Origin of the sequence: Marinomonas foliarum, from assembly GCF_003337275.1 — a bacterium.
GTDB lineage: Bacteria > Pseudomonadota > Gammaproteobacteria > Pseudomonadales > Marinomonadaceae > Marinomonas > Marinomonas foliarum.
Genome location: NZ_QPJQ01000020.1, coordinates 42,553 through 67,139 on the forward strand (window position 1 = coordinate 42,553; position 24,587 = coordinate 67,139).

Annotated in this window: 25 protein-coding genes; 11 read left to right on the forward strand and 14 right to left on the reverse strand. The window is 43.0% G+C overall.

Annotation, left to right across the window (positions count from 1 at the left end; translation table 11 throughout):
• Window positions 1-105 precede the first annotated feature (105 nt).
• A complete protein-coding gene (locus tag DFP77_RS11370; protein ID WP_309477161.1) occupies window positions 106-357 on the forward strand; it encodes a hypothetical protein in 252 nt (83 codons plus the stop codon).
• A gap of 65 nt (window positions 358-422) precedes the next feature.
• Here DFP77_RS11370 and DFP77_RS11375 read toward each other — a convergent pair whose 3' ends face one another.
• The gene (locus tag DFP77_RS11375; RefSeq protein ID WP_114412408.1) at window positions 423-1,151 is read right to left on the reverse strand and encodes an SDR family oxidoreductase; all 729 of its coding nucleotides are present in this window, start codon (window positions 1,149-1,151) and stop codon (window positions 423-425) included.
• Between the two features lie 255 nt (window positions 1,152-1,406).
• On the opposite strand from DFP77_RS11375, the gene DFP77_RS11380 reads away from it, so the two are divergent.
• Window positions 1,407-1,844 (forward strand): DoxX family protein, encoded by a 438-nt coding sequence (locus tag DFP77_RS11380; protein ID WP_114412409.1) that lies wholly within the window; start codon window positions 1,407-1,409, stop codon window positions 1,842-1,844.
• 80 nt (window positions 1,845-1,924) lie between these two features.
• On the opposite strand, the gene DFP77_RS11385 is transcribed toward DFP77_RS11380, so the two are convergent.
• From DFP77_RS11385 to efp, 3 genes are all read right to left on the reverse strand, one after another.
• Entirely contained in the window at window positions 1,925-2,899 is a 975-nt protein-coding gene (locus tag DFP77_RS11385; RefSeq protein ID WP_114412410.1) for a universal stress protein, read from the reverse strand.
• Window positions 2,896-4,608 carry a cation:proton antiporter gene (locus DFP77_RS11390; RefSeq protein WP_114412411.1) on the reverse strand — a complete coding sequence of 571 codons (1,713 nt, stop codon included), beginning with the start codon at window positions 4,606-4,608 and terminating at the stop codon, window positions 2,896-2,898. Before DFP77_RS11390 ends, DFP77_RS11385 begins: the two co-directional genes overlap by 4 nt.
• Before the next feature lie 288 nt (window positions 4,609-4,896).
• Window positions 4,897-5,472 (reverse strand): elongation factor P, encoded by a 576-nt coding sequence (gene efp, locus DFP77_RS11395; RefSeq protein WP_114412412.1) that lies wholly within the window; start codon window positions 5,470-5,472, stop codon window positions 4,897-4,899.
• 214 nt (window positions 5,473-5,686) lie between these two features.
• On the opposite strand from efp, the gene epmB reads away from it, so the two are divergent.
• Window positions 5,687-6,703: an EF-P beta-lysylation protein EpmB gene (epmB, locus tag DFP77_RS11400; protein ID WP_114412439.1), complete on the forward strand. Its 1,017-nt coding sequence runs from the start codon at window positions 5,687-5,689 to the stop codon at window positions 6,701-6,703.
• 32 nt (window positions 6,704-6,735) lie between these two features.
• Here the strand turns inward: epmB and DFP77_RS11405 are convergent, their stop codons facing one another.
• The gene (locus tag DFP77_RS11405) at window positions 6,736-8,079 is read right to left on the reverse strand and encodes a ribonuclease J (RefSeq protein ID WP_181858540.1); all 1,344 of its coding nucleotides are present in this window, start codon (window positions 8,077-8,079) and stop codon (window positions 6,736-6,738) included.
• A gap of 176 nt (window positions 8,080-8,255) precedes the next feature.
• Window positions 8,256-9,662 (reverse strand): amidohydrolase, encoded by a 1,407-nt coding sequence (locus tag DFP77_RS11410; RefSeq protein WP_114412413.1) that lies wholly within the window; start codon window positions 9,660-9,662, stop codon window positions 8,256-8,258.
• A gap of 122 nt (window positions 9,663-9,784) precedes the next feature.
• Here DFP77_RS11410 and DFP77_RS11415 point away from each other — a divergent pair, with 122 nt between their 5' ends.
• On the forward strand, window positions 9,785-10,717 hold the full coding sequence (locus DFP77_RS11415; RefSeq protein WP_114412414.1) for an aq_1923 C-terminal domain: 933 nt from the start codon (window positions 9,785-9,787) through the stop codon (window positions 10,715-10,717).
• A 50-nt stretch (window positions 10,718-10,767) separates the two neighbouring features.
• Here the strand turns inward: DFP77_RS11415 and DFP77_RS11420 are convergent, their stop codons facing one another.
• A complete protein-coding gene (locus DFP77_RS11420) occupies window positions 10,768-11,145 on the reverse strand; it encodes a DUF4870 family protein (RefSeq protein ID WP_114412415.1) in 378 nt (125 codons plus the stop codon).
• A 165-nt stretch (window positions 11,146-11,310) separates the two neighbouring features.
• Here DFP77_RS11420 and DFP77_RS11425 point away from each other — a divergent pair, with 165 nt between their 5' ends.
• Complete coding sequence (locus DFP77_RS11425) at window positions 11,311-11,787, forward strand: LabA-like NYN domain-containing protein (RefSeq protein ID WP_114412416.1); 477 nt, start codon at window positions 11,311-11,313, stop codon at window positions 11,785-11,787.
• A gap of 80 nt (window positions 11,788-11,867) precedes the next feature.
• On the forward strand, window positions 11,868-12,917 hold the full coding sequence (locus DFP77_RS11430; RefSeq protein ID WP_114412417.1) for a GGDEF domain-containing protein: 1,050 nt from the start codon (window positions 11,868-11,870) through the stop codon (window positions 12,915-12,917).
• A gap of 39 nt (window positions 12,918-12,956) precedes the next feature.
• Here DFP77_RS11430 and DFP77_RS11435 read toward each other — a convergent pair whose 3' ends face one another.
• A complete protein-coding gene (locus DFP77_RS11435; RefSeq protein ID WP_114412418.1) occupies window positions 12,957-13,178 on the reverse strand; it encodes a VF530 family protein in 222 nt (73 codons plus the stop codon).
• A 170-nt stretch (window positions 13,179-13,348) separates the two neighbouring features.
• Between DFP77_RS11435 and DFP77_RS11440 the strand changes: the two genes are divergently transcribed.
• On the forward strand, window positions 13,349-13,636 hold the full coding sequence (locus DFP77_RS11440) for an HlyU family transcriptional regulator (protein WP_114412419.1): 288 nt from the start codon (window positions 13,349-13,351) through the stop codon (window positions 13,634-13,636).
• A gap of 18 nt (window positions 13,637-13,654) precedes the next feature.
• Window positions 13,655-14,665, forward strand: coding sequence for an alpha/beta hydrolase (locus DFP77_RS11445; RefSeq protein WP_114412420.1), 1,011 nt, complete (start codon window positions 13,655-13,657; stop codon window positions 14,663-14,665).
• 4 nt (window positions 14,666-14,669) lie between these two features.
• On the opposite strand, the gene DFP77_RS11450 is transcribed toward DFP77_RS11445, so the two are convergent.
• The gene (locus tag DFP77_RS11450; protein ID WP_114412421.1) at window positions 14,670-15,503 is read right to left on the reverse strand and encodes an SDR family NAD(P)-dependent oxidoreductase; all 834 of its coding nucleotides are present in this window, start codon (window positions 15,501-15,503) and stop codon (window positions 14,670-14,672) included.
• 231 nt (window positions 15,504-15,734) lie between these two features.
• Between DFP77_RS11450 and DFP77_RS11455 the strand changes: the two genes are divergently transcribed.
• Window positions 15,735-16,616 (forward strand): MBL fold metallo-hydrolase, encoded by an 882-nt coding sequence (locus DFP77_RS11455; protein WP_114412422.1) that lies wholly within the window; start codon window positions 15,735-15,737, stop codon window positions 16,614-16,616.
• A gap of 83 nt (window positions 16,617-16,699) precedes the next feature.
• Here the strand turns inward: DFP77_RS11455 and DFP77_RS11460 are convergent, their stop codons facing one another.
• The gene (locus DFP77_RS11460) at window positions 16,700-18,796 is read right to left on the reverse strand and encodes a hypothetical protein (protein ID WP_114412423.1); all 2,097 of its coding nucleotides are present in this window, start codon (window positions 18,794-18,796) and stop codon (window positions 16,700-16,702) included.
• 200 nt (window positions 18,797-18,996) lie between these two features.
• On the opposite strand from DFP77_RS11460, the gene DFP77_RS11465 reads away from it, so the two are divergent.
• Window positions 18,997-19,341, forward strand: coding sequence for a cupin domain-containing protein (locus DFP77_RS11465; RefSeq protein ID WP_114412424.1), 345 nt, complete (start codon window positions 18,997-18,999; stop codon window positions 19,339-19,341).
• A gap of 81 nt (window positions 19,342-19,422) precedes the next feature.
• On the opposite strand, the gene DFP77_RS11470 is transcribed toward DFP77_RS11465, so the two are convergent.
• The 4 genes from DFP77_RS11470 to DFP77_RS11485 form a co-directional block, all read right to left on the reverse strand.
• Window positions 19,423-20,583, reverse strand: coding sequence for an amidohydrolase (locus DFP77_RS11470; RefSeq protein WP_114412425.1), 1,161 nt, complete (start codon window positions 20,581-20,583; stop codon window positions 19,423-19,425).
• Window positions 20,584-20,727: 144 nt separating this feature from the next.
• A complete protein-coding gene (locus DFP77_RS11475; RefSeq protein WP_114412426.1) occupies window positions 20,728-21,207 on the reverse strand; it encodes a GNAT family N-acetyltransferase in 480 nt (159 codons plus the stop codon).
• Window positions 21,208-21,420: 213 nt separating this feature from the next.
• Window positions 21,421-22,251: an S-formylglutathione hydrolase gene (fghA, locus tag DFP77_RS11480; protein ID WP_114412427.1), complete on the reverse strand. Its 831-nt coding sequence runs from the start codon at window positions 22,249-22,251 to the stop codon at window positions 21,421-21,423.
• Between the two features lie 78 nt (window positions 22,252-22,329).
• Window positions 22,330-23,448 carry an S-(hydroxymethyl)glutathione dehydrogenase/class III alcohol dehydrogenase gene (locus tag DFP77_RS11485; RefSeq protein WP_114412428.1) on the reverse strand — a complete coding sequence of 373 codons (1,119 nt, stop codon included), beginning with the start codon at window positions 23,446-23,448 and terminating at the stop codon, window positions 22,330-22,332.
• 192 nt (window positions 23,449-23,640) lie between these two features.
• On the opposite strand from DFP77_RS11485, the gene DFP77_RS11490 reads away from it, so the two are divergent.
• Window positions 23,641-24,531: a LysR family transcriptional regulator gene (locus DFP77_RS11490; protein ID WP_114412429.1), complete on the forward strand. Its 891-nt coding sequence runs from the start codon at window positions 23,641-23,643 to the stop codon at window positions 24,529-24,531.
• The last annotated feature ends 56 nt before the right edge of the window (window positions 24,532-24,587 follow it).

Consider the following 24,587-nt stretch of genomic DNA (forward strand, 5'->3'; position numbering starts at 1 on the left):
TACACACAACCGATTGCACCTTTACTCCTTTAATCCTAACCTTTAGATCAATAAAAGCGCCCCAAACCCTTTAGGTAAGTAATAAGAGAAACACTAAGAGGAATAATGATTATGTCTTATCGCTCTGTAAAATTGGTTAAACGCCCTACACTGGAAATTACCGAAGATGCCTTCAATATTGTTAGCCAAGATCTTCCAACGCCATCTGAAGGCGAAGTACTTGTAAAACTCTCTCACCTATCTTTAGACCCTGCTATGCGTGGTTGGATGAGCCCTGATGAAAACAGCTACATTCCACCAGTAAAATTAGGCGATACCATGCGCGCCAGTGACATAGGTGAAGTGGTCAAAACGTAAAAGGGAATGGCCAAGTGGGTCATTCCCTTTTTCATTTAGATCGATGTCATAAGCCGAATGGTGAATTATAGATCAAACTGCGACGGCAACATCACCACATCCCGAATCGTCACATGACGAGGACGCGTTAACATAAAGATCAAAGCTTCTGCCACATCGCTGGCATCCATCAAGCTGCCTTTCGCTTTCGCCTCTGCAAGTTTCTCTGCTGGCCAATCAGATAATAACGACGTGATCACTGGACCAGGCGATACCGAGCCAACGCGAATACCATGTTGACCCACTTGACGACGTACGGTTTGCACAAAGCAATTCATCGCCCATTTCGATGACGCATAAACCGGTTCCCAAGGCGTCGGATAGTGCCCCGCCAAAGAGCTGGTGACTAATATATCGCCCACGCCTCGTTCTATCATATGCGGCAAAACATCACGGACATTTTTCATCACCACGTTAATGTTTAAATTGAGCATCCGATCTATCGCATCATTTTCGGCATCAACGAGATCTCCGCCCACATACAAGCCCGCATTGGCGTGAAAAATATCAATGACGTTGGTTTTTGCTAAAATGTTTGGTATCAAGGCAGCGCACGCGGCAGGATCCAATAAATCCACCACTAAGGTCACAACCGCACCGCCATGTTTGTCTTGCAACGCCTTTAGTGCCGACTCATCTCGGTCAACAATAACTACCTGTGCGCCTTCGGCCATCATAGCTTCGGCACTGGCAAGACCGATTCCGGATGCGCCACCCGTCACGACAGCGACTTTCCCTGTTAATGTTTGAGACATGTTTTATCCTGCTTATTGTTATTGAAAGGTATCAACACGCTACCATTCTAACCACGGAAAGTTCTGCTACTTTTTTGCTTATAACTAAACCAAATAGGGAGATTTACCAATAAAAAGCGCATCCGAGACAGCATTTCAGTGAATGTTCAATTTTTTTGATCAATTACCTCAAAAAGCTCCGTTATTCTATTTCTTTTTTTTATATATAGTACGCACAACTTAAACAGAGCATCACTCACACCGAGGTAAATAAATATGGCATCTTTCATTCAAAAAATGACTAACACAACGTCTGGCGTCGCTAGCACCATTTTGCGTATTCCAGTGGGTTTAATCCTTATGGCACATGGCGCGCAAAAATTGTTCGGGTCTTTTGGCGGTTACGGTTTGGAAGGCACTGGACAATGGATGGCCTCTATCGGTTTAGAGCCGGGTTACTTGATGGCACTTTTGGCAGGTAGTGCCGAATTCTTTGGCGGCTTGGCACTGGTGATCGGTTTACTGGTTCGCCCAGCGGCCGCGGTGGTTGCTTTTACTATGCTTATAGCCATTTTCTCTGTGCATTTTTCAAATGGCTTGTTCATGGCAAACAACGGTTATGAATACGCGTTAACGCTTTTGGTGATTGCCGTGTCTTTGCTCTTCAGCGGCGCAGGTGCTCTCTCTGTGGATAAAACCATTTCGGCTAAATAATGATTCGTTTTACTAAACTGTAGATAGTTGCCAAAAACCTCGATACCAAAATATCGAGGTTTTTATATTTTATTTGACCTTTATAAGGATATCGGTGACACAAAACCATCTGGCTTTAACGTTAAAACAGAGCATTGAAGTTGGGCAAGTATAGTTTCTGCTGTATTACCAATAATCACTCCAGCAATACCAGATCTTGCTACAGTCCCCATTACCATCAGATCAGCATTAATGTTGTTGGCTAACTTAGGTAGCTCCCGATCAGGTGTCCCTTGCACAACATGGGGTTGTGGTGACAAATACCGAAAAGTTTCCTCTCCAAGCATCTGCTTCAAACTATCCATCATCGTGTTCATCTGATAGCGTCTATTACGATATTCACTCTCAAACAACTGCTTCTCCACCTTCTCTGGTTGTTCCACCCATAAACCAATAAAACCAGCATGAGGAACATCATATACATTCACTACGTGTAATGTCGCCATTTCTGATAATGCTATCAAACTCGACAATTCTAAGATTTTTTTATTCAATTCGTACTTGATTTCTTGTGGACCAAACTCAAACTCATTGTCAAAATCAACTGCTGCAATAATATTTTTATGCTTTGGCTTTTCATCTTTCTTAATTAACCAAACTGGACATGGGCATTTACGCAACAAATGCATATCATCACTACCTAGAAGGCGATCAAGCCAATCAAGATTTGTCACCTCTTTAACCACTAAATCGAATTGCTTATCGTATACAGCACGAATGGTTTCTATGTACTTTTTGCCAAAACGAACCTCTGCAGTCGTATTCAACGATTGGTCTATCGATTGAATAAATGCGTTTAACCTATTATGCTCTTTTTCTAAAACTTTACCCTTTATCTCTTCTTCTGTTATACCAGTCAAGTGAACAAGTCCCGTCGACTTGATATCAGGATGAATATACAACAAAGTCAAGTTTGCCTGATTGACCTTTGCTAAATTAATGGCCTGAACAAATGATGGTGAAAGTGCATTGGTATCATTATTAAGTACGTAGACAATATTATTAAATTTTTTCATGGCAAAGTTCCCTTTGTAAGTTGCGATTGCTCAACTTGAATATTCAGACCTTCTAATAACAATTCAGTAGCACGATCAGCTGCATCCTGAAATGGCTCTAGGATAAGGTTTACCCCAAGGCGATTTAACTCTTCAGTTTCCAATTTACTATGTGATACAGCAGCCAACTTCCCACTAAAACTGGTCGTTTCAACAAGCTGCACAATCGTTTTTCTGGTGTCCTCGAAAGACACACCAGTATGATGATGTGGAATAGTAGAGACAATCCATCTAGCCTGACGTAAAGGCAACTCAGCGATAAATTCTGCATCAGTAACGTCTCCATAAGCGGTGTGAAGACCTAGCTGCCCCCAGAGTTTCGTCGCCGATGGGTTAAAGTCAACGCCCATCACTATTACGCCTTGCTCATTTAATCTTGTCGCAATAGCGGTGCCTAATCGTCCTAATCCAAAAACAACAACTTGAGGATGATTGCTCGGTCCTTGCTCAGAATTTTGCTCACGAGTGGTATTTTCCCGCTCAAATATATCAAGTACTGGCTCAAAGAATGTGTACAGCTGATGAGAATAAGTAATCATGTAAGTTGATACTGCAATGGTAATAATACCCACCAACGTCACCAATCCCAAAATATCCTGCGAAACATGCCCCAAACTGATGCCCATCGCAATAAAAATAAGAGAAAACTCACTTATCTGAGCTACCGTTAACCCGGCTAAAAAAGCCGTTCTTTTTCGATAGCCCATGACTCCCATAATAATAAGCACAATAAGCGGATTACCAATCAATACAAACAATGAGAAAATAATAGCGCCATAAATATTTGAACCTAGCAACGACAAATCCAATGTTGCGCCCAATGCGATAAAGAAAAACAAAAGTAAAAAATCGCGTAACGGCGCCAACCTAGCGGCAATACTTTCTCTAAAAGGCGTAGAAGCTAGGGACACACCCGCTAATAAACCACCAACTTCCATACCAAGACCCACCATATGACCGACTGCCGCAAATAAGGCAGCTTGTGCAATCGCATAAATGACAAGTAACTCTGGAACCCGCGCCAATAAACTAGTCAAAGGATTGGCAATATATCGAATAAACAGGATGACAAATAACAGCAGCCCCATGGCTGAACCCGCAACATGCCATACTGATGAATCGTTAGAATCACCGTGCCCAGAACCAATACCAATCGTCGCTAACACAATCATCGCCATGACAACCACAAGATCCTGAACAATCAGGAAACCAAGCGCAATTTGTCCATGTAGAGAATCAATTTCTCTTTTATCCGACAAAAGTTTTACAATGATAATCGTTGAAGAGAAAGTAAGAGCAACCGCAAGATATAGGCTTGAAGTGGTATCCAAACCTATCATGAGACCAATCAGATACCCTATGATAGAGGTAAAGGCAACTTGTCCAAGACCTGTTAATACAGATACCCAACCAATTGACTTGATTAACTTTATATCCAACTTTATGCCAACCAGAAAAAGCAAAATAGCAATTCCGAGCTCAGAAAGAAGTTTAATTTGTTCCTTAGAATGAACAATATCTAAAACCGATGGCCCAGCTATCAAGCCCACTGCAATAAAACTAACAATCAAAGGTTGTCTGAGTAATAAGCCAACAAAACCTATAAGTGCAGCCAACACTAATAATGCTGCAATTTCATTGAAAGACGACTGGGTAATTAATTCAAACAATTTCGACTCCTTACTCTAAAAATAGGGTAAAAAAAATGAAAATCTGCAGTATTGACTTACACAAAATTTCTCCACCGATGTCAGATTGCTCCTTGATACTAAAACGCTTTCTCACTTTCTGCCAATCATTAAACGAATAAGCTGTTGACTTAAAAAAGAGTAAACATGCTTTATATTGATTTAAATCATAAAAATATTCAAAAAAGCTACAATCCTAAAAAATGGCTATAAAAAAGCCCCGATCGTTTCCCATCGGAGGCTTTCATGTTCAGAACGCTAAAGCAGGAATTACTTACCGGTGGCGCGAGAAACGTATTCGCCAGTTCGCGTATCAATACGTAATACTTCACCAATATTGATAAATAACGGCACTTTTACAACCGCACCGGTCACTAAAGTAGCCGGTTTAGAACCTCCGTTCGCCGTATCACCTTTAACACCTGGATCCGTTTCTTTTACTTCAAGCTCAATGAAGTTAGGCGCCGCAACAGCCAATGGAGCACCGTTATAAAGAGTCACAACGTATCTTTCTTGCTCTTTTAACCATTTAACTGTGTCACCAACTGCGGTTTCATCAGCAGCATGTTGTTCAAAAGAACCATCCACAGCCATGAAGTGCCAAAACTCGCCGTCGGTGTACAAGTACTCCATATCGGTGTCCATAACATCAGCAGACTCAAGCGTATCACCAGATTTAAAAGTACGTTCCCAAACTCGGCCAGAACGTAGGTTACGCAACTTCAAGCGGTTAAAGGCTTGGCCTTTACCTGGTTTAACGTGTTCGTTATCGATAATCGCACATGGATCACCGTCAACCATTACTTTCGCGCCGCTGCGCATATCGCTGGTAGAAATATTAGCCATACATCCTCACAGTATATTTTTAGAGAAAAGGCTCAGACTGGCGTATCATGTCAGTCTCAAGATCTCTGCGAACTTCTTTTGATGCCATTTAGAATGGCTAAATAAGCAAATAAAAAGAGCGTTTGCAAAGGTCTCGGAGAGCCACTGGCCGAATCGGCCCAAATAAGTTGGCGCAATCATAACCTAAATGAACACAATTTTGCAGATATTTGACGTGATCCCTATTCAAACTAAGAACAATTTAAGCTGGTCCCAACACCTGTCACAGGCTCTAACCTCCTTACCTGAACTGGTTGAGCATTTAGGTCTCTCTAAAAGCCTAGCTCGACAAGGAATAGAAGCACATGAAAGTTTCAAATTACTGGCGCCTCGACCTTATTTGTCTCGCATTGAATATGGCAATCCAAACGACCCGCTGCTGCTACAAGTTTTACCTAGTGCCACAGAGATGCAAAAGGCCGCAGGTTACACAAAAGACCCTCTAGAAGAAGCCGATCATAATCCGCAAAAAGCCATCGTGCATAAGTACAAGCGCCGTTTGCTAGTCATTACCACTGGGACTTGCGCTGTCAATTGCCGATACTGCTTCCGCCGACATTTCCCTTATGGTGACAATCAACTCGCGCAAGCCGAATGGCAATCCGTAATAGACTATTTAAAGGATCATCCCGAAATTAACGAAGTCATTTTAAGTGGTGGTGATCCATTAATGATGAAAGACGCGCTACTTGCTGACAAAGTTCGTAAGCTCGAAGCCTTGCCACAAATCAAGCGATTACGTATTCATTCGCGCTTACCTGTGGTCATTCCAAACCGAATCTGCGAAGAGATGCTAGAGTGGATCAAGGCTAGCCGCCTCGACATCGTCATGGTGTGGCATATTAACCATGCCAATGAAATGGATGCAGAACTGGCTCAGGCGGCTTTTAAACTGAAAAGAGTAGGCGTCACCCTGCTAAACCAAGGCGTACTATTAAAAGGCGTGAACGACTCTGTAGAAGCACAAGTGAATTTGAGCGAGGCCGTATTCGATGCGGGTATTTTACCTTACTACATGTTCACTTTAGATCCAGTAGAAGGTGCAGCACACTTTGATATTGCCATCGAGGACGCGCAACGCTTGATGGGAAAAGTGGCTGCTGAATTACCGGGATATTTGGTGCCGAGGCTTGCTAAAGAGATTCCTGGGAAATCGGCTAAAAGCGTCTTCGCACCTCTGTTGAATGCTTGATCTCAGGAGTTTATAAAGAGTTCTTGGGGTAGCTATCTTAACAGCGCAATACGACCGACTTTTACTTGCTGGCGTCGAATAAAGGCATTCGGGGCCAGTTGGTATAAGTCACCATTTTGACCAACAAGTTGACTTGGTACATGGCTCTGTTTTGCAACTTCAGCATGAGCATCCAAATGCTGCGGTTCGCCATGAACAGGAATGGCCAGTTGAGGCTGCACCCAAGTATAAAGTTGCTTAAGCTCTTCGCGGCAAGGATGACCACTAACGTGAATGGTTAAGTCAGTTTCATGAGCTTGTAAAGTACGAATTTTTCGACCTTTAAATTGCTCGGCCAGCCTGTCGATAGCTTGTTCATTGCCCGGAATGCGCATGGAACTAAAAATCACCAGATCGTCGGCTTCAAGACTCAAATCATAGCAATTGTCTGCAGCGAGACGATTCAACGTTGCTCTTGGCTCCCCTTGACTTCCAGTTACCACCGCAAGCACTTCTTCTCTTGGTAAATAACCTAGATGCGCCGCATCGATGATCGGCAAATCATCTGGCCAATGGCCTGTCACCCGTGCGGCGCTGACCATGTTGGTTAACGACCTTCCGATCAAGGCAAGATACCGGCCTGTTTCTTTTGCCACTTGCCCCAGTGCCACTAAGCGCGCGACATTACTACTAAAACAACCAACCACCACACGATTTTTTTCTGCTGCAATAGTTTGCAATAATCCCTGATAACAATCACTTTCAGATGGCGAAAAACCGTCTTTTAATGCATTGGTGGAATCACACACCATGGCAAGAATGTTTTCTTTGGCTAAAGCTTGAAAAGCTGCGGGAGAAAACGCATCACCCAAAATGGGCTTTTTATCGATTTTCCAATCACCCGTATGAAAGATACGCCCAACAGGCGTGTCGATGGTCATCGCATAAGGTTCTGGAACCGAGTGAGTCAATCCCAACCACTTGACATTAAATACGCCAATGTTTTTGCTTTCGTTTTCTTTCACTTCAATAATCGGCACTTGATCGGTTAAACCTACTTGAACCAATTTGCGGCGCAACACTTCTGCAGTAAAAGCAGTGGTATAAACCGGACATTTGAAACGTCGCCACAGAAAGGGCAAAGCGCCCACATGATCTTCATGGGCGTGAGTAATGACGATGCCAGCTAAACGTTCTTTTTGTTCAGTAATAAAACTCGGATCAGCACAAACGATTTCGGAGGTACGCTGGTCATCAGGCGTTAACGGCTCGTTAAAGGAAACACCGCAATCCACCATCAACCATTGGCCATCATGACCATAAAGGTTCATGTTCATGCCAATCTCGCCGGTGCCACCTAAAGGCAAAAACCATAAGTCCTCTTGCGAGGGAATCAAAGATGAAATAACGCACTCCTTGTGAATACTAGTCAATCCTCTCTATGGTACGCATTTTTCATCAATATCCCAGCACACTCGTAGCGATTGGATAAAAGAAACCAAAATAAAAAACCTCTTTCTACTTTTGAGGTAAAAAGAGGTTTTTATCAAATCAGAAAAATCTCAAAAATGGCTTATAGAACTTCTTCACCATTCGCTATCACTGTATCTCGTACGGTTTGAGTATAGTCTTGAGCCTCTTTCAAGATAGCCGCTTCATCTACAGTGAGAATTTTTTTGTCTTCCATGAGGATTTTTCCATCGACTATGCTGTGTCGAACATCGCTAGGATAGGCCGAATAAACCAAGGCAGAATATGGGTTATACATTGGCACCATATGTGGCGCTTTGGTGTCGACAACAATAATGTCCGCTAGTTTTCCAACTTCCAATGAACCAACGCGATCTTCCATATGCAATGCTTTTGCAGAGCCCAATGTTGCCATATCAATGACTTTAATCGGCGGCATAGCAGCACGATCTTGATTGACTAACTTATGTACTTTAGCGACCTGACCAAACTCCGCAATCGTACTTAGGTTATTGCCGGACATTGGACCATCTGTACCTAAACCAATGCGTACACCTTCGTCGTACATTTTCAAGGCTGGAGAAACACCTTTCGCCGATTTAATATTCGCGCTCATGTTATGCGCCACGCCCATACCACTTTCTTTGACAAGTTCAATATCATGGTCGTCAACTAGGATCATATGAGCGCCAACTAAATGCCCATTCAAAGCACCAATATCATGCATGTATTGCACTGGACTTTTACCATCTGCACGCGCTGAAATTTTTTCCTGCTCTGTGTGAGATTCAGCCAAATGAATCAAAACAGGAACATTTTTCTCTTTGGATAAATCAGATACCCGCTGCAATACTTCTGTCGTGTTGGTATAAGGTGCATGAGGCGCAAATGCTGGTGTAATTCGTGGATGATCTTTGTATTCTTCAATAAAGTTCAAAGCATAGTTAATGCCTTCTTCGGCATTTTTTGCATCGGCGACGGGAAACTTAATGACAGTTTCACCAAGCACAGCACGCATACCAATTTGATCGACTGTTTTCGCCACTTCATCTTCAAAGTAATACATATCAGCGTAAGTCGTCACACCACCACGTAGCATTTCAACGTTGCCGAGATTAGCACCGATACGCACCATATCGCGGGTGATAAGCTTGTTTTCAAGAGGGAAAATATAACGATGTAAACGATCTGGCACATCATCTGCCAAAGAACGTAAAACGCTCATAGATACATGTGTGTGGGTGTTGATTAAACCTGGCATGACGATATCCCCATCCACATCCAACACTTTTTCTGCGTCAAACTGATCCGCTAATGATGCATCACCCACTGCTAATATTTTATTGCCTTTAATTGCGATAACACCATTTTGATAGAGTGTTTTGCTTTTATCCATGGTCAAAACGGTAGCGTCTTTGATTAGCAAGTCGACAGATTCTGCGCCCCAAGATGGCACAGATAACGTCGTTGTTGCTAATACTGCCAATAAGACACTTTTTTTAAACTGCATTCGATTGTCCTTTATTAGATAATGTTCCAAGTTAGTCGTCCTTTAATAGCGACAACATTGCTCAATAATACCTGCATGTTTTATTCCAACACAGACACAAGCTGAAAATCTAGGATGAGAAATTGAATAATATCGGAAGCAAATTTAAGAACGGCCTTGGCAAAGCAGTAACCTACTTTATTTTACTCTCTTGTTTCGCTGTTTTGGTCATCTACGCAGTACAGCGCTTTGGTGGGGATTACGCTGAGCAAAAGATTCAAGAACAACTAGAACTATCTGGCCTCGCTCCTTTTGTTCATTATGAAAGTGTTCATCTGGATCCATTCACCCTGACGCCTTCACTAGAAAATGTTAGCTTTGGCAATGAGTTTTCCCCATGGCTAAGGTTTGCCAGAATATCTTTGAACAGTTATCCGATCAATTACCCAGATCTAGACGTGGATTTTTGGATTCAAGAAAGTCCAATAGACAGTCTATCCCGTGATACAAGAAACCTAATGCGTGCTGCTGGAATCGAAACCTTACTGGGTAAAGGCTCTTTTACTTCCAAGGTGGAGGGTAACAAAGTGTCATCAAGCTTCGCGCTAGACATTAAAGATATTGGCAAGCTAGCTTGGGCGTCAGATATAAGTGTATTAGATAAAACCATTGCGATGGATAATCTGCGTTCCGATGTTCTTGCCTCTTTTGCATTAGGCCAGCCAGAAGCGCTCCCCATCATCTATGGCGATGCCATTGAAGTGCGTTCTTTGAAAGTAGAGTACGAAGAGTCAGGGTTAATTGCTCACTTGGTTCCTAAATCAGCGATCTCAAGCGAGTCAACTGAAAACCAACTAAACGGATTGAAATACGCAAGTCAGGCTTTGGGGCTGGCACCAGCCAACTCAAAAGAAGCAGAGCTGATTGCCGAGGCGTTATTGAGGTTTTTAAAGCAACCAGAAAAGCTAAACCTTACACTGTCGCCTTCATCAGCGATTAGCCTAAAAGAGCTCGCACTACTGGCAAACGAAGGTACGCTTTATAAAGACAGTAAGATGGAACTATCAACCAAGTAGAACGCTTATTTACAGCCCAAGTGCGTGGACAAATGGGCTGTAAAAAACGTCTAAAAAGGATTAAACATTTCGCGATAAGATTGGTTAGAAGTCGCTCTGGCGATGCCTTTCACCATTCTGAAAATTGACCAAATCCAGACACCAAGCAACACAATATAACCAATAAAAAAGAATGCTAATATCACACCCACGACACTCCAGAAAATTCCCCACCAAAAAGTACCAATGATATTAGCGTAGTGGTCTTCAAAAAACGTGCCGCGAGCTTCGTCCGCTTTCACCATGGCCCAAATCGCACCAATAAACCAAAACACACCAGTAAATATGCCCAGCAGCATAAAAATATAAGCAATCACTACATTACTTTTAGCATTTTCCTCTCTTGGTGTTAGCGGTTTAAAGCGATTATCAGGCTCAAATCCGGACATATTCAAACACTCCGTTATTCAATAAAATTTTGTCTAATAAGCATAATGGGGATAGTTTGAAAATTATCGCCCTCTTCTTATCAGCTTTATGATTTCTTTTCACTACGAATACTTGTAACGTGGTCTTTTTCCGTTCTGTTTTCACCCATACTGCCAAGGAATACCATGACAAACGTGACGATTTTAGTCGATGTTCAAAATGTCTATTACACCTCGAGACAAGCATTTGGGCGTTCTTTCGACTACAACACTTTTTGGCAACAGGCCACAGAAGGTCGCAATGTAGTAAAGGCTATCGCTTACGCTATAGACCGAGGCGATGAGAAACAGCGTCAATTTCAAAACATTTTACGTGCGATTGGCTTTGAGGTGAAATTAAAGCCTTTTATTCAACGCTCGGATGGTTCCGCCAAAGGTGATTGGGATGTGGGCATTGCTATCGATGGCATAGAACATGGTAAAGACAGCGATGTGCTGGTGCTGCTTTCTGGCGATGGAGACTTCGATATTCTGGCTAAAACGCTCAGAGAAAAATACCAAACCAGAGTGGAAGTTTATGGCGTTGAATCCTTAACAGCACAGTCGCTCATTAATGCTGCAGATAGCTTCTCCCCTATCGATAACAAATTGTTACTAAAATAAATACAACATAGCTATATTTATAAGGGAGAATGTTGAACTCAAAATTTTGCATGCTTACATTATAGACACACGAAACCCAAATGACGAACACCAAAAATCCACACCTAATCGAAACAAGAGTCACGCTTCATAAGTGGCTAAGCCTTAGCACGGGGATTGTTCTCTTATTTTTCTGCTTCCTCAATTTTGTATTGCTGTATCAAAATGCTATTGCCTTAGTGGATGGCGTATTTGGCGTACTAAATTTGTACTTTTTTTATAAGGCCAACCAAGGAAGAATGAAGCGTTGGCACAATAATATGCTAATCCTTTCTCTTGCTTCGGCTGTTTTGTATGCCTTCTACTTTGCAGATATAAGGGCTGGGGCAGTATACTGGCTTTTGGTTTTGCCACCTTTGTTTTGTCTACTACTCGGAGCCAAACGAGGGCTATTCTGTACAATTCTCTTATCTTTTCCTGCTATTTGGATGTTATTCATCAAATCAGACACGCAAGAATTTATTCCTTACCGATCCGTGCTTAACTTTGTCCTAGCGTATTTTCTGGCATACATGGTTTGTTATTTCTACGAAAACCAATACACAACAAGAGACAAAGCTTTACAAAAAATGGCCTTTCAAGACCCATTAACTGGTGCAAAAAACCGCCATGCACTAGAGCTTTTTTTTGAATACTTCAACAAGCAAGCAATAGACCCATTCAAAGAAAAAGCGCAAGAGCCACATTTACTGATTATTGATATAGACTTCTTCAAAAGCGTTAATGACGAGTTTGGTCATGATGTGGGGGATTCAGTCTTAGTAGAAATTACTGAACTATTACATTACTACGCGGACAAGCAGCAGGTTTATCGGATTGGTGGCGAAGAGTTTTTGATCGTGTTGCAAGATTACTCTTCTTCGGAAGCGTTCAGCTTTGCAGAGAGAATTCGTAGAAACATTGAGAATTCTGTTTTCCTATACCACGAACAAGATATCAAAATCACCGTAAGTATTGGCATTGCCCAACTGAAAAAAGGCCAAACCTTCAAAGAGTTTTTTAAAGTTGCAGATAAAAATTTATATTCAGCGAAGAACAAAGGCCGCAACTTGGTCCATCATGAGATGCTCACAATAGCAGAGCAACTTTAGCATTAATCGCAACTCCGCCTTCTCCATTGAGTCAGGGTATTATTCACTGAAGGTTTCCAAAAAAAGCGCTTCAACCTTGTCTCTCGCCCAAGGCGTTTTGCGCAAAAACTTAAGACTAGACTTAACCGATGGATCGCTTTTAAAACAATTAATATTGATGCGAATAGCCAACTCTTCCCAACCGTAATGCTCCACCAGATCCGTGACAACCTTCTCTAGTTTAACGCCATGCAAAGGGTTATTAGCTTGTGTACCACTCATTTGACTTTATCCTATTTAACTATTACCAATATCCGCAAGTATACAGTAAAAGCAGAATAATCCGTTGATAAAGCCTCTTTAAAGATTAAATCAACAGACAAACAAGCAATGTTATTTGACTATTACAATAAATCCCCGAAAAATAGAGAAAAGTATAGGAGAATGTATTAATGGGTATCTTATCTAGCCTTAAAGGGCTATTTGCTGGCGGCGAAAGCGCACCAGAAAAAACAGAAGACGTCGTAGAACACAAAGGCTTTTCAATTGTACCAGCACCGATGAAAGATGGTGGCCAATACAGAGTAGCTGCAACCATTACCAAAGGTGAAGGCGAAGAGCAAAAAATACATAACTTCATTCGCTCGGATTTAATGCCAAGCCGTGACGAATGTATCGAAATCACATTACGCAAAGCCAAGCTTACGATTGATCAACTTGGCGATAGTATTTTTAAATAGTTGATAAATAAGGCGATTATGAGTGCACCTATAGGACAACACTGGAAACAGGTTAATGACTGTGAAGACCTATTAGGTGCCGACTTTAGAGCACGCACCTTTGCCTTTGCTGGGCCAAAAACACAAGTACACACAACTCTAATTAATCACCTTGGTAACCCATCGGCAACCAAAGCCATATTATACGTACATGGCTACACGGATTATTTCTTTCAAACAGGATTGGCCGAACATTTTATTCAGCTTGGCTACCGTTTCTACGCAATTGACCTCCAAGGCTATGGACGCTCCATTCGCCCTTCGACACCGCCGAATTGGTGCGAGTCCCTTGAACAATACGGTCAAGATTTAGACATTGCCTTGGCTACGATGAAAGCAGATGGCGTTGATGATATTGTCATTCTAGGACACTCAACTGGTGGCCTTGTCGTATCAACTTACTTATCCCAGCCCTATGCTTTACCAGAACGAGAAAGCTACTATCAAATAGCCTTTCCCACTATCAGCGGCTTGATTTTAAACAGTCCATTTTTGGCGTTACCATTCCCACCAGCCGTTCTTAAGCGCATTAGCTGGCCCATTCGAATCTTAGTATCACTGCTGCCCTTTTCTTATTTGCGCGCCAAGAAATTTACGCTGTATGCCAAAACAATACACAGTACATTCGGTGGTGAATGGGATTACCGATTAGATTGGAAGCCTGCACAAGGTTTTGATTTATCCTTCCATTGGCTTAGGGAGATTATTATTGCGCAGCGTAATTTAGCAAATCAGCGCATAACGATTCCAACCTTACTATGTCGTTCAGATAACAGTACCATTGGCAAAAAGACGATTGAAGAAACTCAGCAAGGTGATGCTGTGTTAGACATTGACAGCATGCAAGCTGCCGCAAACAAAGCCTTCGACAACCTATCGACAGCCATCATACCGAAAGGCTTTCACGACCTTTATTTGTCTCATCCACCAGCCCGAGCTGCCTATTTATCAGCAATAACAAGCTGGTTAGAAGCACAAGATAACACCTAGAAGGCTAAGCACCTTGACGTCGCATCACCCAGTCTAATAAACAGGTTGGCAGCAAACGCCTCATAATAACAGCTCCATACGTTGGTAAAGTTACGTAATAACGCGCTTTGGGGCGAGTCGATTCCAAGGCATGAATCAATTTTTCAACCACCGCACTGGCTGGCAAGGTTTGCGATGAGGTCACGCCCTCTTTGCTCAAACGCGCAATCGCTTCCGCATAACCTTTTTGGTGACGGCTGTTCTCCATATCAATATTGTCTTGCAGAGCAAGCAAAGCATTGGCACGAAATCGACTTTCAATGGGGCCAGGCTCAATCAAACTCACTTTTATCGGCGTATCCGACAACTCCAAACGCAAGGTATCGGTCAAGCCCTCTAAAGCAAACTTACTGGCGTTATAAGCACCACGGAACGGCGCCGCAACCAAGCCGAGTACAGAGCTATTATTGACAATACGACCGTAGCCTTGGGCTAACATGATTTTCAGCACTTTGGTTGTGAGTTCATGAGTACCAAAGAAATTACACTCAAACTGTGCTCGCAAGGCTTTCACTGGCAAATCTTCCACTGCGCCAGGTTGTCCGTAAGCACCATTATTAAATAAGGCAAACAGCTGACCATTAGTAATCGCCAGTGTTTCTTGCAAGCCCTTTTCTATTGAAGCCGAATCGGCTAAATCCAACTGAACGACGTGTTTGATGCCTTGAGCTTGTAATGCATACACATCGTCTTGTTTACGACAACTTGCTACCACAATAAAATCACGCTCTTGAAGCATTCTGGCGGCTTCTAGGCCAATCCCTGTGGAACAACCTGTGATAAGAATAGAATATTGCATTGCGATTCCTTAGAAGAATAATCGTTGTGCTTTCGATGGTACCAAAATGCCCTGCAAAGAGCTTTCATCTTGATTCCAATCGGCACTGGATTATTTCAATTCATACTTATCGCATAATGAGATAATGTTTTTACAAAAAAATCACGCATATATAGGCAACATACGTTATATTAGATAAATATAATATACTTATTACAAGCAATGAATAAATAACGAATACTGAGGTGAATAATGACAACGAATCTTCCTGACAAGACCAAGGTAAAAGCATTTTTCGATAAAGACTCCAATACCTTTTCTTATGTTGTGAATGATCCTGCGTCTTCTAGCTGCGCCATTGTCGACAGTGTATTGGATTTTGACTACGCCTCTGGCGGTACATCCCACAAAGGCGCTGACGAAATTATTGCGTACGTCACCACGCACAAACTAAAAGTGGAATGGCTAATCGAAACTCATGTCCATGCAGACCACTTATCTGCTGCACCTTATATCCAGAAAAAGTTAGGTGGAAAAATAGGCATTGGCGCCCAGATCACCAAGGTACAAAAAACCTTCTCCCAAGTATTTAATGAAGGCGCAGACTTTTTACACGATGGTTCTCAGTTTGATTACTTGTTTCAAGATGGGGAAACTTTCTACATTGGTGAAATGCAATGCACTGCTATTCACACACCTGGCCATACGCCCGCGTGCTTTACTCATGTTATAGGAGATGCTGTCTTTGTAGGCGATACCTTATTCATGCCAGATGCTGGTACTGCACGTGCTGACTTCCCTGGAGGCGATGCTGGCGTGCTGTATGATTCCGTACAAAAGATACTAGCCTTACCTGAAGAACACAGAATCTTTATGTGCCATGACTACTGCCCGAATGGTCGTGAGTTGAAATACCAAACAACAGTAAAAGAGCAGCGCGAGTTAAATATCCACGTCAAAGAAAGTATCAGCAAAAAAGCCTTTGTTGAATTACGTGAGACGCGCGATAAAACATTGGCTATGCCTCGCCTAATCTTACCTGCGCTGCAAATCAATATGCGAGCAGGACATTTGCCGAAGCCAGAAAACAATGGGTTGTCTTATCTAAAAATCCCACTGAATGCGTTCAAATAAAACCGAATAAGTAACTCCATAAGCGCACTAAATCGTAGGTAACTCACTCAGTGCCACCTACGATCATTAGTGTTTTCTAGAGATTATTTTCGAGTGTAGCGATACAGCGTCTTATACTCATCATCTTGTAGGCAATAAAAGCTATCCTCTTTCGCACCCAGAATCTGACAAGTAAAGTCGACATCTTCCTGTTGTTCCCACTCACTATCGCAGCTACTACGGTACTGGCTCTCGCTACCTGTTTCTTCGATCATACCGAAAGCATACTGCCATTCGAAACGACTTTCGTAAACATTACAGCTGTTCGCTTCATCTGTATCAATAAATGTACCGGCACCATCTTCATTGAATGTTTCAACACCTGCCGCAACCCACTTACACTGCTCATTTAGATACTCAATATTGAAGCTACTGAGCAGATCTTTACGACTAATATTTTTGAATTTTGCCAAGTCTTTAAAATACATAGACCAAGAACTTTCGTAACCTTTGTCATTAAATCCTTCACGAATATTTAAATTAAAGGGCACACTAGTAAGCGCAGCTGAAACAGTATATAGATCGGTACAGTCTTGACCCATATTGGCACCTAGTTGCCCTAGGTTCATGGTCAAATCACCTAACTTGGTACTGTCCATGGCAATGGCAACCATTCCTCTCTTGGTCACCTCCTCCGTAGTTAACTGCTCAGCTACTTGCTTACTTTTCTCTCCAGTATAAGCGACTAAATGTTTCCCTTTAATCGCCACAAATGTATCCATCGGTAAGCCGCTGTCAGCTAAATTCACCGCGCTTCCGTCAGTTGGAATCTGAATACCACGAAGTATAGGAATATACTGAGCAGCAAGTGCTGCCAATACGTCTGGCTTCTCACTGGTAATAGTTGCAATGGCATCGTAATTGGCACCAATTTGGCTACTTTCATTCTTTTCTACATCAAAAATACCGAAACTCACACCAGATAAGTTCTGCGCCATGCTAGTAAATACAGAAAGTGCGGCAGGGTTCTGTTCACGCAACTTTGCTTGCGCCGTAAGTAATGGTTCACAGCTAAAGTCAGCTGTTGTGAATTGGCGCCACAAGCTCGTTAGCACAGGCGAAACCATATCAGATGACACACCCACACCTAACCCAAGAGCCAAGTCGCTACTGCCATTCAAATAGCTTGGGATAAAACCACGTAATTTATTCAACTCACCAAGAATATTGGCATTTTTAATTTCTAATGCATAAGAAAAGTCCAACGCCATGTCATCACCCTGAACGTCATAGTGATTAACACCAAAGACAATACGAGGCGCCCCAGACACAATATTGACGATGTCGGCTTTACATTGCATTTGTGCAGCACTTAACTCTGGTAAGTCATCACCAATCAATGCTCTTACTTGTTTATGAGTGCGAGAATCTTTATCTAAGATCGCATTTGCGATGTTCTGCAAATTCATATAACCATGGGAAGCAGCTAAGAAGTTATAAGCCTCACCATCGTTCTTCCAACTATCAGCAGGCATAGGCTGCGCAGGTTTCGCTAAGGCAAAGCGCTGCTCTTGCGCTACTTTATCTTCTTTTTGCGATATAACCGCTGTAGTAAGCACTTGATCCTTGATCATAAAACCAAGTTTCAACACGACGTCATCTTTATTTACTAACTCAACCGTCGTTAACGTCTGACCACCAATCGTCTCCGAACCAAGAGTGACATCCGTTTCTTGCGCTGCTTGTTTTATCAGCGTTAAAAACGTGTCCTCATTTTCTAACGCTATGCGCGCAACAGGAAAAACCCCATCCAGATAAATAACACTCGCGCCTTCAATATCAAGACCATAATGTTGGAATGTTTCTAAACCGCCATTATGCGCTACGTCGTAGTAGTCTTTCACCAGCCAATTAACAAAATCCAAGCCCTTACTGGGAGGCAAAGATTCGAGCAACTCCATTACAACTTCGGCATCGCCGTTGCCTTTCAACTGCGCCATCATCTCATCAGAACTAGTGACAAGTTCTTCATTCGAGACACCGCCTAAGAAAAGCGCCGTGTCAGCAGGGACATATTCAATCATACTGTCGATCGAATTGTCTTTTTGGAACCAGCCCAACACATCCAAGTTAAAGCCAAATGCCGCAGCGGAAGACAGACAAGCCACAACAGCTGCCGATTTAAAAAACGTTCCTTTCATTGTGAATCCTTCAAAATGCATTAAATGATATTTAAAATCATATTTTAAAAACGGTTTAATTTTAGCGTTAAACAGTACGAAGAGCCATGGCTGCTATCCACTACTGTTTAGGGGCATTTATGACGTAAACAGACAAATCTCTAACTCATCACAACCCTACAATAGTTCTCCTTTAACTCAATCTATAATCTGGAGCTACTATGTCTGACTTTATCACCGTCATGCGTGAAACCTGCCCTACTCCTGTGGTAAACGCAACAAAATGGACTCGTATTGGTGGCGATCCGCATACAGTAAACCTAAACGCTTACCTTTCAGAAGACGGCAGCAAAATCATGGGTACTTGGATTTGCACTCCAGGCAAGTTTGAAGTGAACTACGATAAATGGGAATTCTGTCACTTCCTAGAAGGCTACTGCATTATCACCCCTGAAGGCGAAGAACCAAAACACCTAAAAGCAGGTGATGTATTCGTTATTGAACCAGGTATGAAAGGCACTTGGGAAGTAGTAGAAACCGTTCGTAAATACTTCGTATTCGCTTAAATCGCTCTTCAAAGTAGTCGTTAACAAACGTATCTCAATAAATGCCAGCAAATAGTCGTTTCTGTCTGCTGGCATTTTTTACTAGCGGCCACCATCCAGACCATTTAACTGACGAATGATATCCAGAAACAAATCACGACCGACGGGAAGTAACCCATCGGGAAAGTCGTAATCAGGGTTGTGTAATTGCGGGCTAGCTTGCCCTGCGCCCAAGGCGAACATAGCACCTTCCTTGGCTGTCGCGGTAAACTGTCCAAAGTCCTCCGACCAACGCATTGGTTCATCTAATAATACAAAAGGCGTTTGAGTGTTATCACAAGCACAGACGACCAAATCACAGCCTTGTTGAGAGTTCACGCTAGCTTGAAACACATCATCGTATTCAAACGAAATACTTAGGTTTTCACTCTTTGCCACAGCTTGAGAAAAACGTTCAGCTTCCTCTACCAAGGTTTGCATACCTTCATTACTTTCACTGCGCAACGTCACCATAACCACCGCATCGCCCGGCGCTGTACCAAAGGCAATTTCACCTAGCTTGGCGTGAATAACCGTTACCCAATTTCGCCCTGTGGTCTCTTGTTGCGGAATCTTTGCTGGCAGTGAGTTTAGCTCTTGGATAATTTGGCACATGGCATTGGCAGGACTTACGCCATTTTCAGGATGCGCCGCGTGGGAGGTTTTGCCTTTTAAATAGATAATCATGCCCCGAGACGCACAATTAAACGTACCCACTCGTACAGCTACCTTACCTAACTCTAAGCCAGGATAATTGTGCAACGCAAAAGCATAATCAGGAAGGAGAGCCGCAAAACGCGCATCGTTTACGACTTGAATCGCTCCCATACCAGTTTCTTCTGCTGGTTGAAAACACAGCACAACACGGCCTTTTTGCGGGCGATGTTTCGCCAATTCTGCACCCAATGCAGTCACTATACTCATGTGACCATCGTGACCGCATTTATGAGAAACGCCTTTCACCTGTGAGCGATGTGCAAAGCTATTGGTTTCTTCAATCGGTAAGGCGTCCAACTCACTACGAATCAAAGTCGTTGGCCCACTTTCAGCGCCATTGAATACAAACGCCAGACCCGTTCCGCCAAGATCGGTGATAACTTCATCCGCAGAGAAAGCCTGAAACTCTTCGAGAATTCGAGCCGTCGTCGCTTGCTCTTGATTAGACAACTCAGGGTTCTGATGAAGGGTTTTACGTAACGCGATTAACTCATCAAAAGATTGCATAGTTGGGCCTGTTAATTAAGATATTACGAGTGACTTTTGTTGCCTTCATTCCAGTCATCACACATATCAAGATTGTCAAACTTATAAGGGAATTGTAGACATCAAAGAGAAAGCATAGGACAAACGTATTTTAGTCATTAAAAATTAAAGCTGCTTTTTCATATTTACCAACTGAAAAAATTGGCCATTAGAAAGCGGCTCTTGAACACGCCCAATCTCGGTAAAACCTCGTTTTCGGTAAAAAGACTCACCCGACAAAGTGGAAGCTAAAAACAACGACTTAACACCTCTTTCAGAGCAATACTTTTCACAATAATCAAACACGCTTGAAGCGACACCTTTTCTGGCATATTCAGGTGCAACAAAGAAGCCTCGAATCTCGGCACTCGTTTCTTCATCCAATGACAAAGACACACCGCCACAGCCAGCAATTCGCCTATCTATTTCGGCAACAAAATACTGTCCAGAGTGGATGAGAGTATCTAAACCACTAATCAACTCCAACGCCGCTTCAATCTCTGATTCCTCATAAACCCCACGCTGAAGCTCACGCGTGGAGCGATTGATTAATGCTTCAATCGACTCTAGCTCTTCTATTTTTGCTGCTCGGATAGTGAGATTCATAGAATAATTTCCTTGTTAACTGCTAGCTAACTCAAAAGCTCCAAACAATATTTGCGCTATATTTCTATCATACAGAATAGTTCTGGTAAAAATATTCCCTCACACATAGATATAGGACAAGATTAAACCAAGCGTTGTTTTAAAAAGTTTTCAGGCAATAAAAAAGCGAGCCGCAGCTCGCTTTTTCGATTCCAAAGAAGAGAAAACTAAGTGCTAACCCAAGGCTCTGGAATGATGCTCTAAATGATCGTCGATGAAGCTGGCGATGAAGAAGTAGCTGTGGTCGTAGCCCGGTTGACGGCGTAGCGTGATCGGATGTCCGGCTTTTTCACAGGCAGCTTCTAGGACTTCTGGTTTTAGTTGTTCTACCAAGAAGTTGTCGGCTTCGCCTTGATCGATAAACAAAGGTAAGCGTTCACTTGCTTTCTCTATCAGCAAAGTCGCATCCCATTCGTTCCAAGTGGCTTTGTCTTCACCCAAGTATCCGGTGAATGCTTTTTCGCCCCAAGGACAGTTGGTTGGATTCGCAATTGGCGCAAAAGCCGAGACAGATTGATACATGCCTGGTTTCCTCAGCGCGCAAATCAAGGCGCCGTGACCACCCATTGAGTGACCAGAGATAGAACGCTTGTCGGTCACAGGGAAGTTCGCTTCGACCAAATGCGGCAACTCTTGCACCACGTAATCGTACATGTGGTAAGTGTTCGAATAAGGTTCAACCGCTGCATTCACATAGAAACCCGCAGCGGAACCGAAGTCGTAGCTTTCATGCTCGTTTGGATAATCTGTGCCGCGTGGGCTGGTATCTGGACAAACAATGGCTAAACCTAACTCGGCCGCTTTACGAAATGCGCCCGCTTTTTGCGTGAAGTTCTCATCGTTACAGGTCAGACCTGACAACCAATACAAAACAGGGACTTTTTGCGTTTCCGCTTGTGGCGGTAGGTAAATAGCAAAGGTCATTTCGCTTTTCACTGACAAGCTTTCATGCTTATAACGCTTCAACCAACCGCCGAAGCTTTTGGTGCTAGATAAAAGTTCCATATTCTTCTCCTAGACATTAGCCATTTTCGAGCAACACAGCAAAATGGCTAATGGATTTAGTTGGACTGATCTTAGCGATTACTTTTGGTCAAAAAGGATAACAGTACGAATACTCTCGCCTTTGTGCATCAAATCAAACGCGTCGTTGATTTGCTCAAGTGGCATAGTGTGAGTGACGAATGGATCGATTTCGATCTTGCCATTCATGTAGTCTTCTACATAACCTGGCAATTGGCTGCGACCTTTTACGCCACCAAAAGCAGAACCCTTCCAGACTCGACCAGTTACCAATTGGAACGGACGAGTGGAGATTTCTTGGCCTGCGCCAGCAACACCAATGATAATGGATTCACCCCAACCTTTATGGCAGCACTCAAGAGCAGAACGCATCACTTGTACGTTACCGATACACTCGAAAGAGTAATCTACACCGCCGTCTGTCATATCAACAATCACTTGCTGAATTGGCGCGTCAAAGTTTTTCGGGTTAACGCAATCTGTTGCACCGAATTGCTTCGCCATTTCAAATTTAGATTCGTTAATGTCGATCGCGATAATGCGAGAAGCACCCGCCATGCGAGCACCTTGGATACAAGACAGACCAATACCGCCAAGACCGAAGATAGCAACGGTATCGCCTTTTTCAACTTTCGCTGTGTTTAGTACCGCACCGATACCTGTTGTGATACCACAACCTAACAAGCAGACTTTTTCTAGTGGCGCATCAACGTGGATTTTTGCCAAAGAAATTTCTGGAACAACACTGTACTCAGAAAAAGTAGACGTTCCCATGTAATGGAAAATAGGCTCGCCATTGATGCTGAAACGGCTAGTGCCATCTGGCATAAGGCCTTTACCTTGTGTTTCGCGAACCGCTTGGCAAAGGTTAGTTTTGCCAGACTTACAAAATTTACACTCGCCACATTCTGCTGTGTAAAGTGGGATAACGTGATCGCCCACTTTTAGAGTCGTAACGCCTTCACCTACGGCTTCAACAACACCCGCGCCTTCATGACCTAGGATAGCAGGGAAAATACCTTCTGGATCTTCACCAGACAAAGTGAACGCATCTGTGTGACAAACGCCCGTTGCAACCATGCGAACTAGCACTTCACCTTTTTGTGGATCTTGAACGTCAACTTCTTCAATTTTAAGAGGTTGACCTGGGCCCCAAGCAACAGCTGCTTTACATTTCATTGCGTACTCCAAAGTGTGTTTTGATTCATTTTCGATGCAATCAGTGTAGACGCAAATGATTACAAGGATAATGCCCAATTTGGAAAATGATTATTGCCATACAGCAACAATCATTTTAAAAATATCAAATTTAGTTATAATGTAGCAACTCAAGCAGCAAGCTAAATCTTCAATCTATTGGTACTAAAGACTATGAAAAACTGGGAAGCCATGGAAGCGTTTGTCGAAGTTGTCAGACAAGGCAGCTTTTCAGCCGCCGCTGTCAAACTTAGCGTATCCGCTTCGCACATTAGTCGATTGATCACCCAACTAGAGGCGGAGCTTGAAACCACCCTACTATTTCGAACTACAAGGCGCATTCGTTTAAGCGACGCGGGTGAGCTGTATTACCAACATTGTCGGGGTCTACCAGAAGCATTAAGTAGCGCCGAAGAAGTCATTTCCACCCTCAACCAAGCGCCAATAGGCTCATTTAAAATGACCTGCGCCACGACCTTTGGCGAACGTTACATTGCGCCCTTGATGAATGACTTCCTACTGAATCATCCAAAGATAGAACTGGATTTCCATCTCACCAACCGCTCAGTAGACTTAATAGAGGAAGGTTACGACCTTGCCATTCGCATGGGCGCTATGAAGGATTCGAGTCATTTGTCACGCCGTTTATGCGACCGCGAAGAATACCTTTGCGCATCAAGAGAATACATAGATCAACACGGCATGCCGCACACTCTGGCTGAATTAAGCAAGCATAGCTGCCTAATCGGCTCAAAAAACCACTGGTTATTTCAGCAAGATGGGCAACGCAAAGAAGTGAAAGTAAGCAGCAACTGGCGCAGTAATTCTGGCCCCGCTTTGCTCGATGCAGTACGTAAAGGTTTGGGGGTTGCTCAACTGCCAGACTATTACGTCGCCGATGATCTCACTAGCGGCAAGCTCATTCCCTTGTTAACGCAATATCAGTATCCGTACAGCGGTGTTTGGTTGGTTTATCCCAAGGTACGTCAGCCATCACCAAAACTACAAAGTATTTGTGATTACCTGATTCAACATTTTAAACAAGATCCGCCATTTGCCAAATAACTCACGTATGGTTAAATACGCTCCACATACACACTCTTAAGCATCATTAAGCGAAG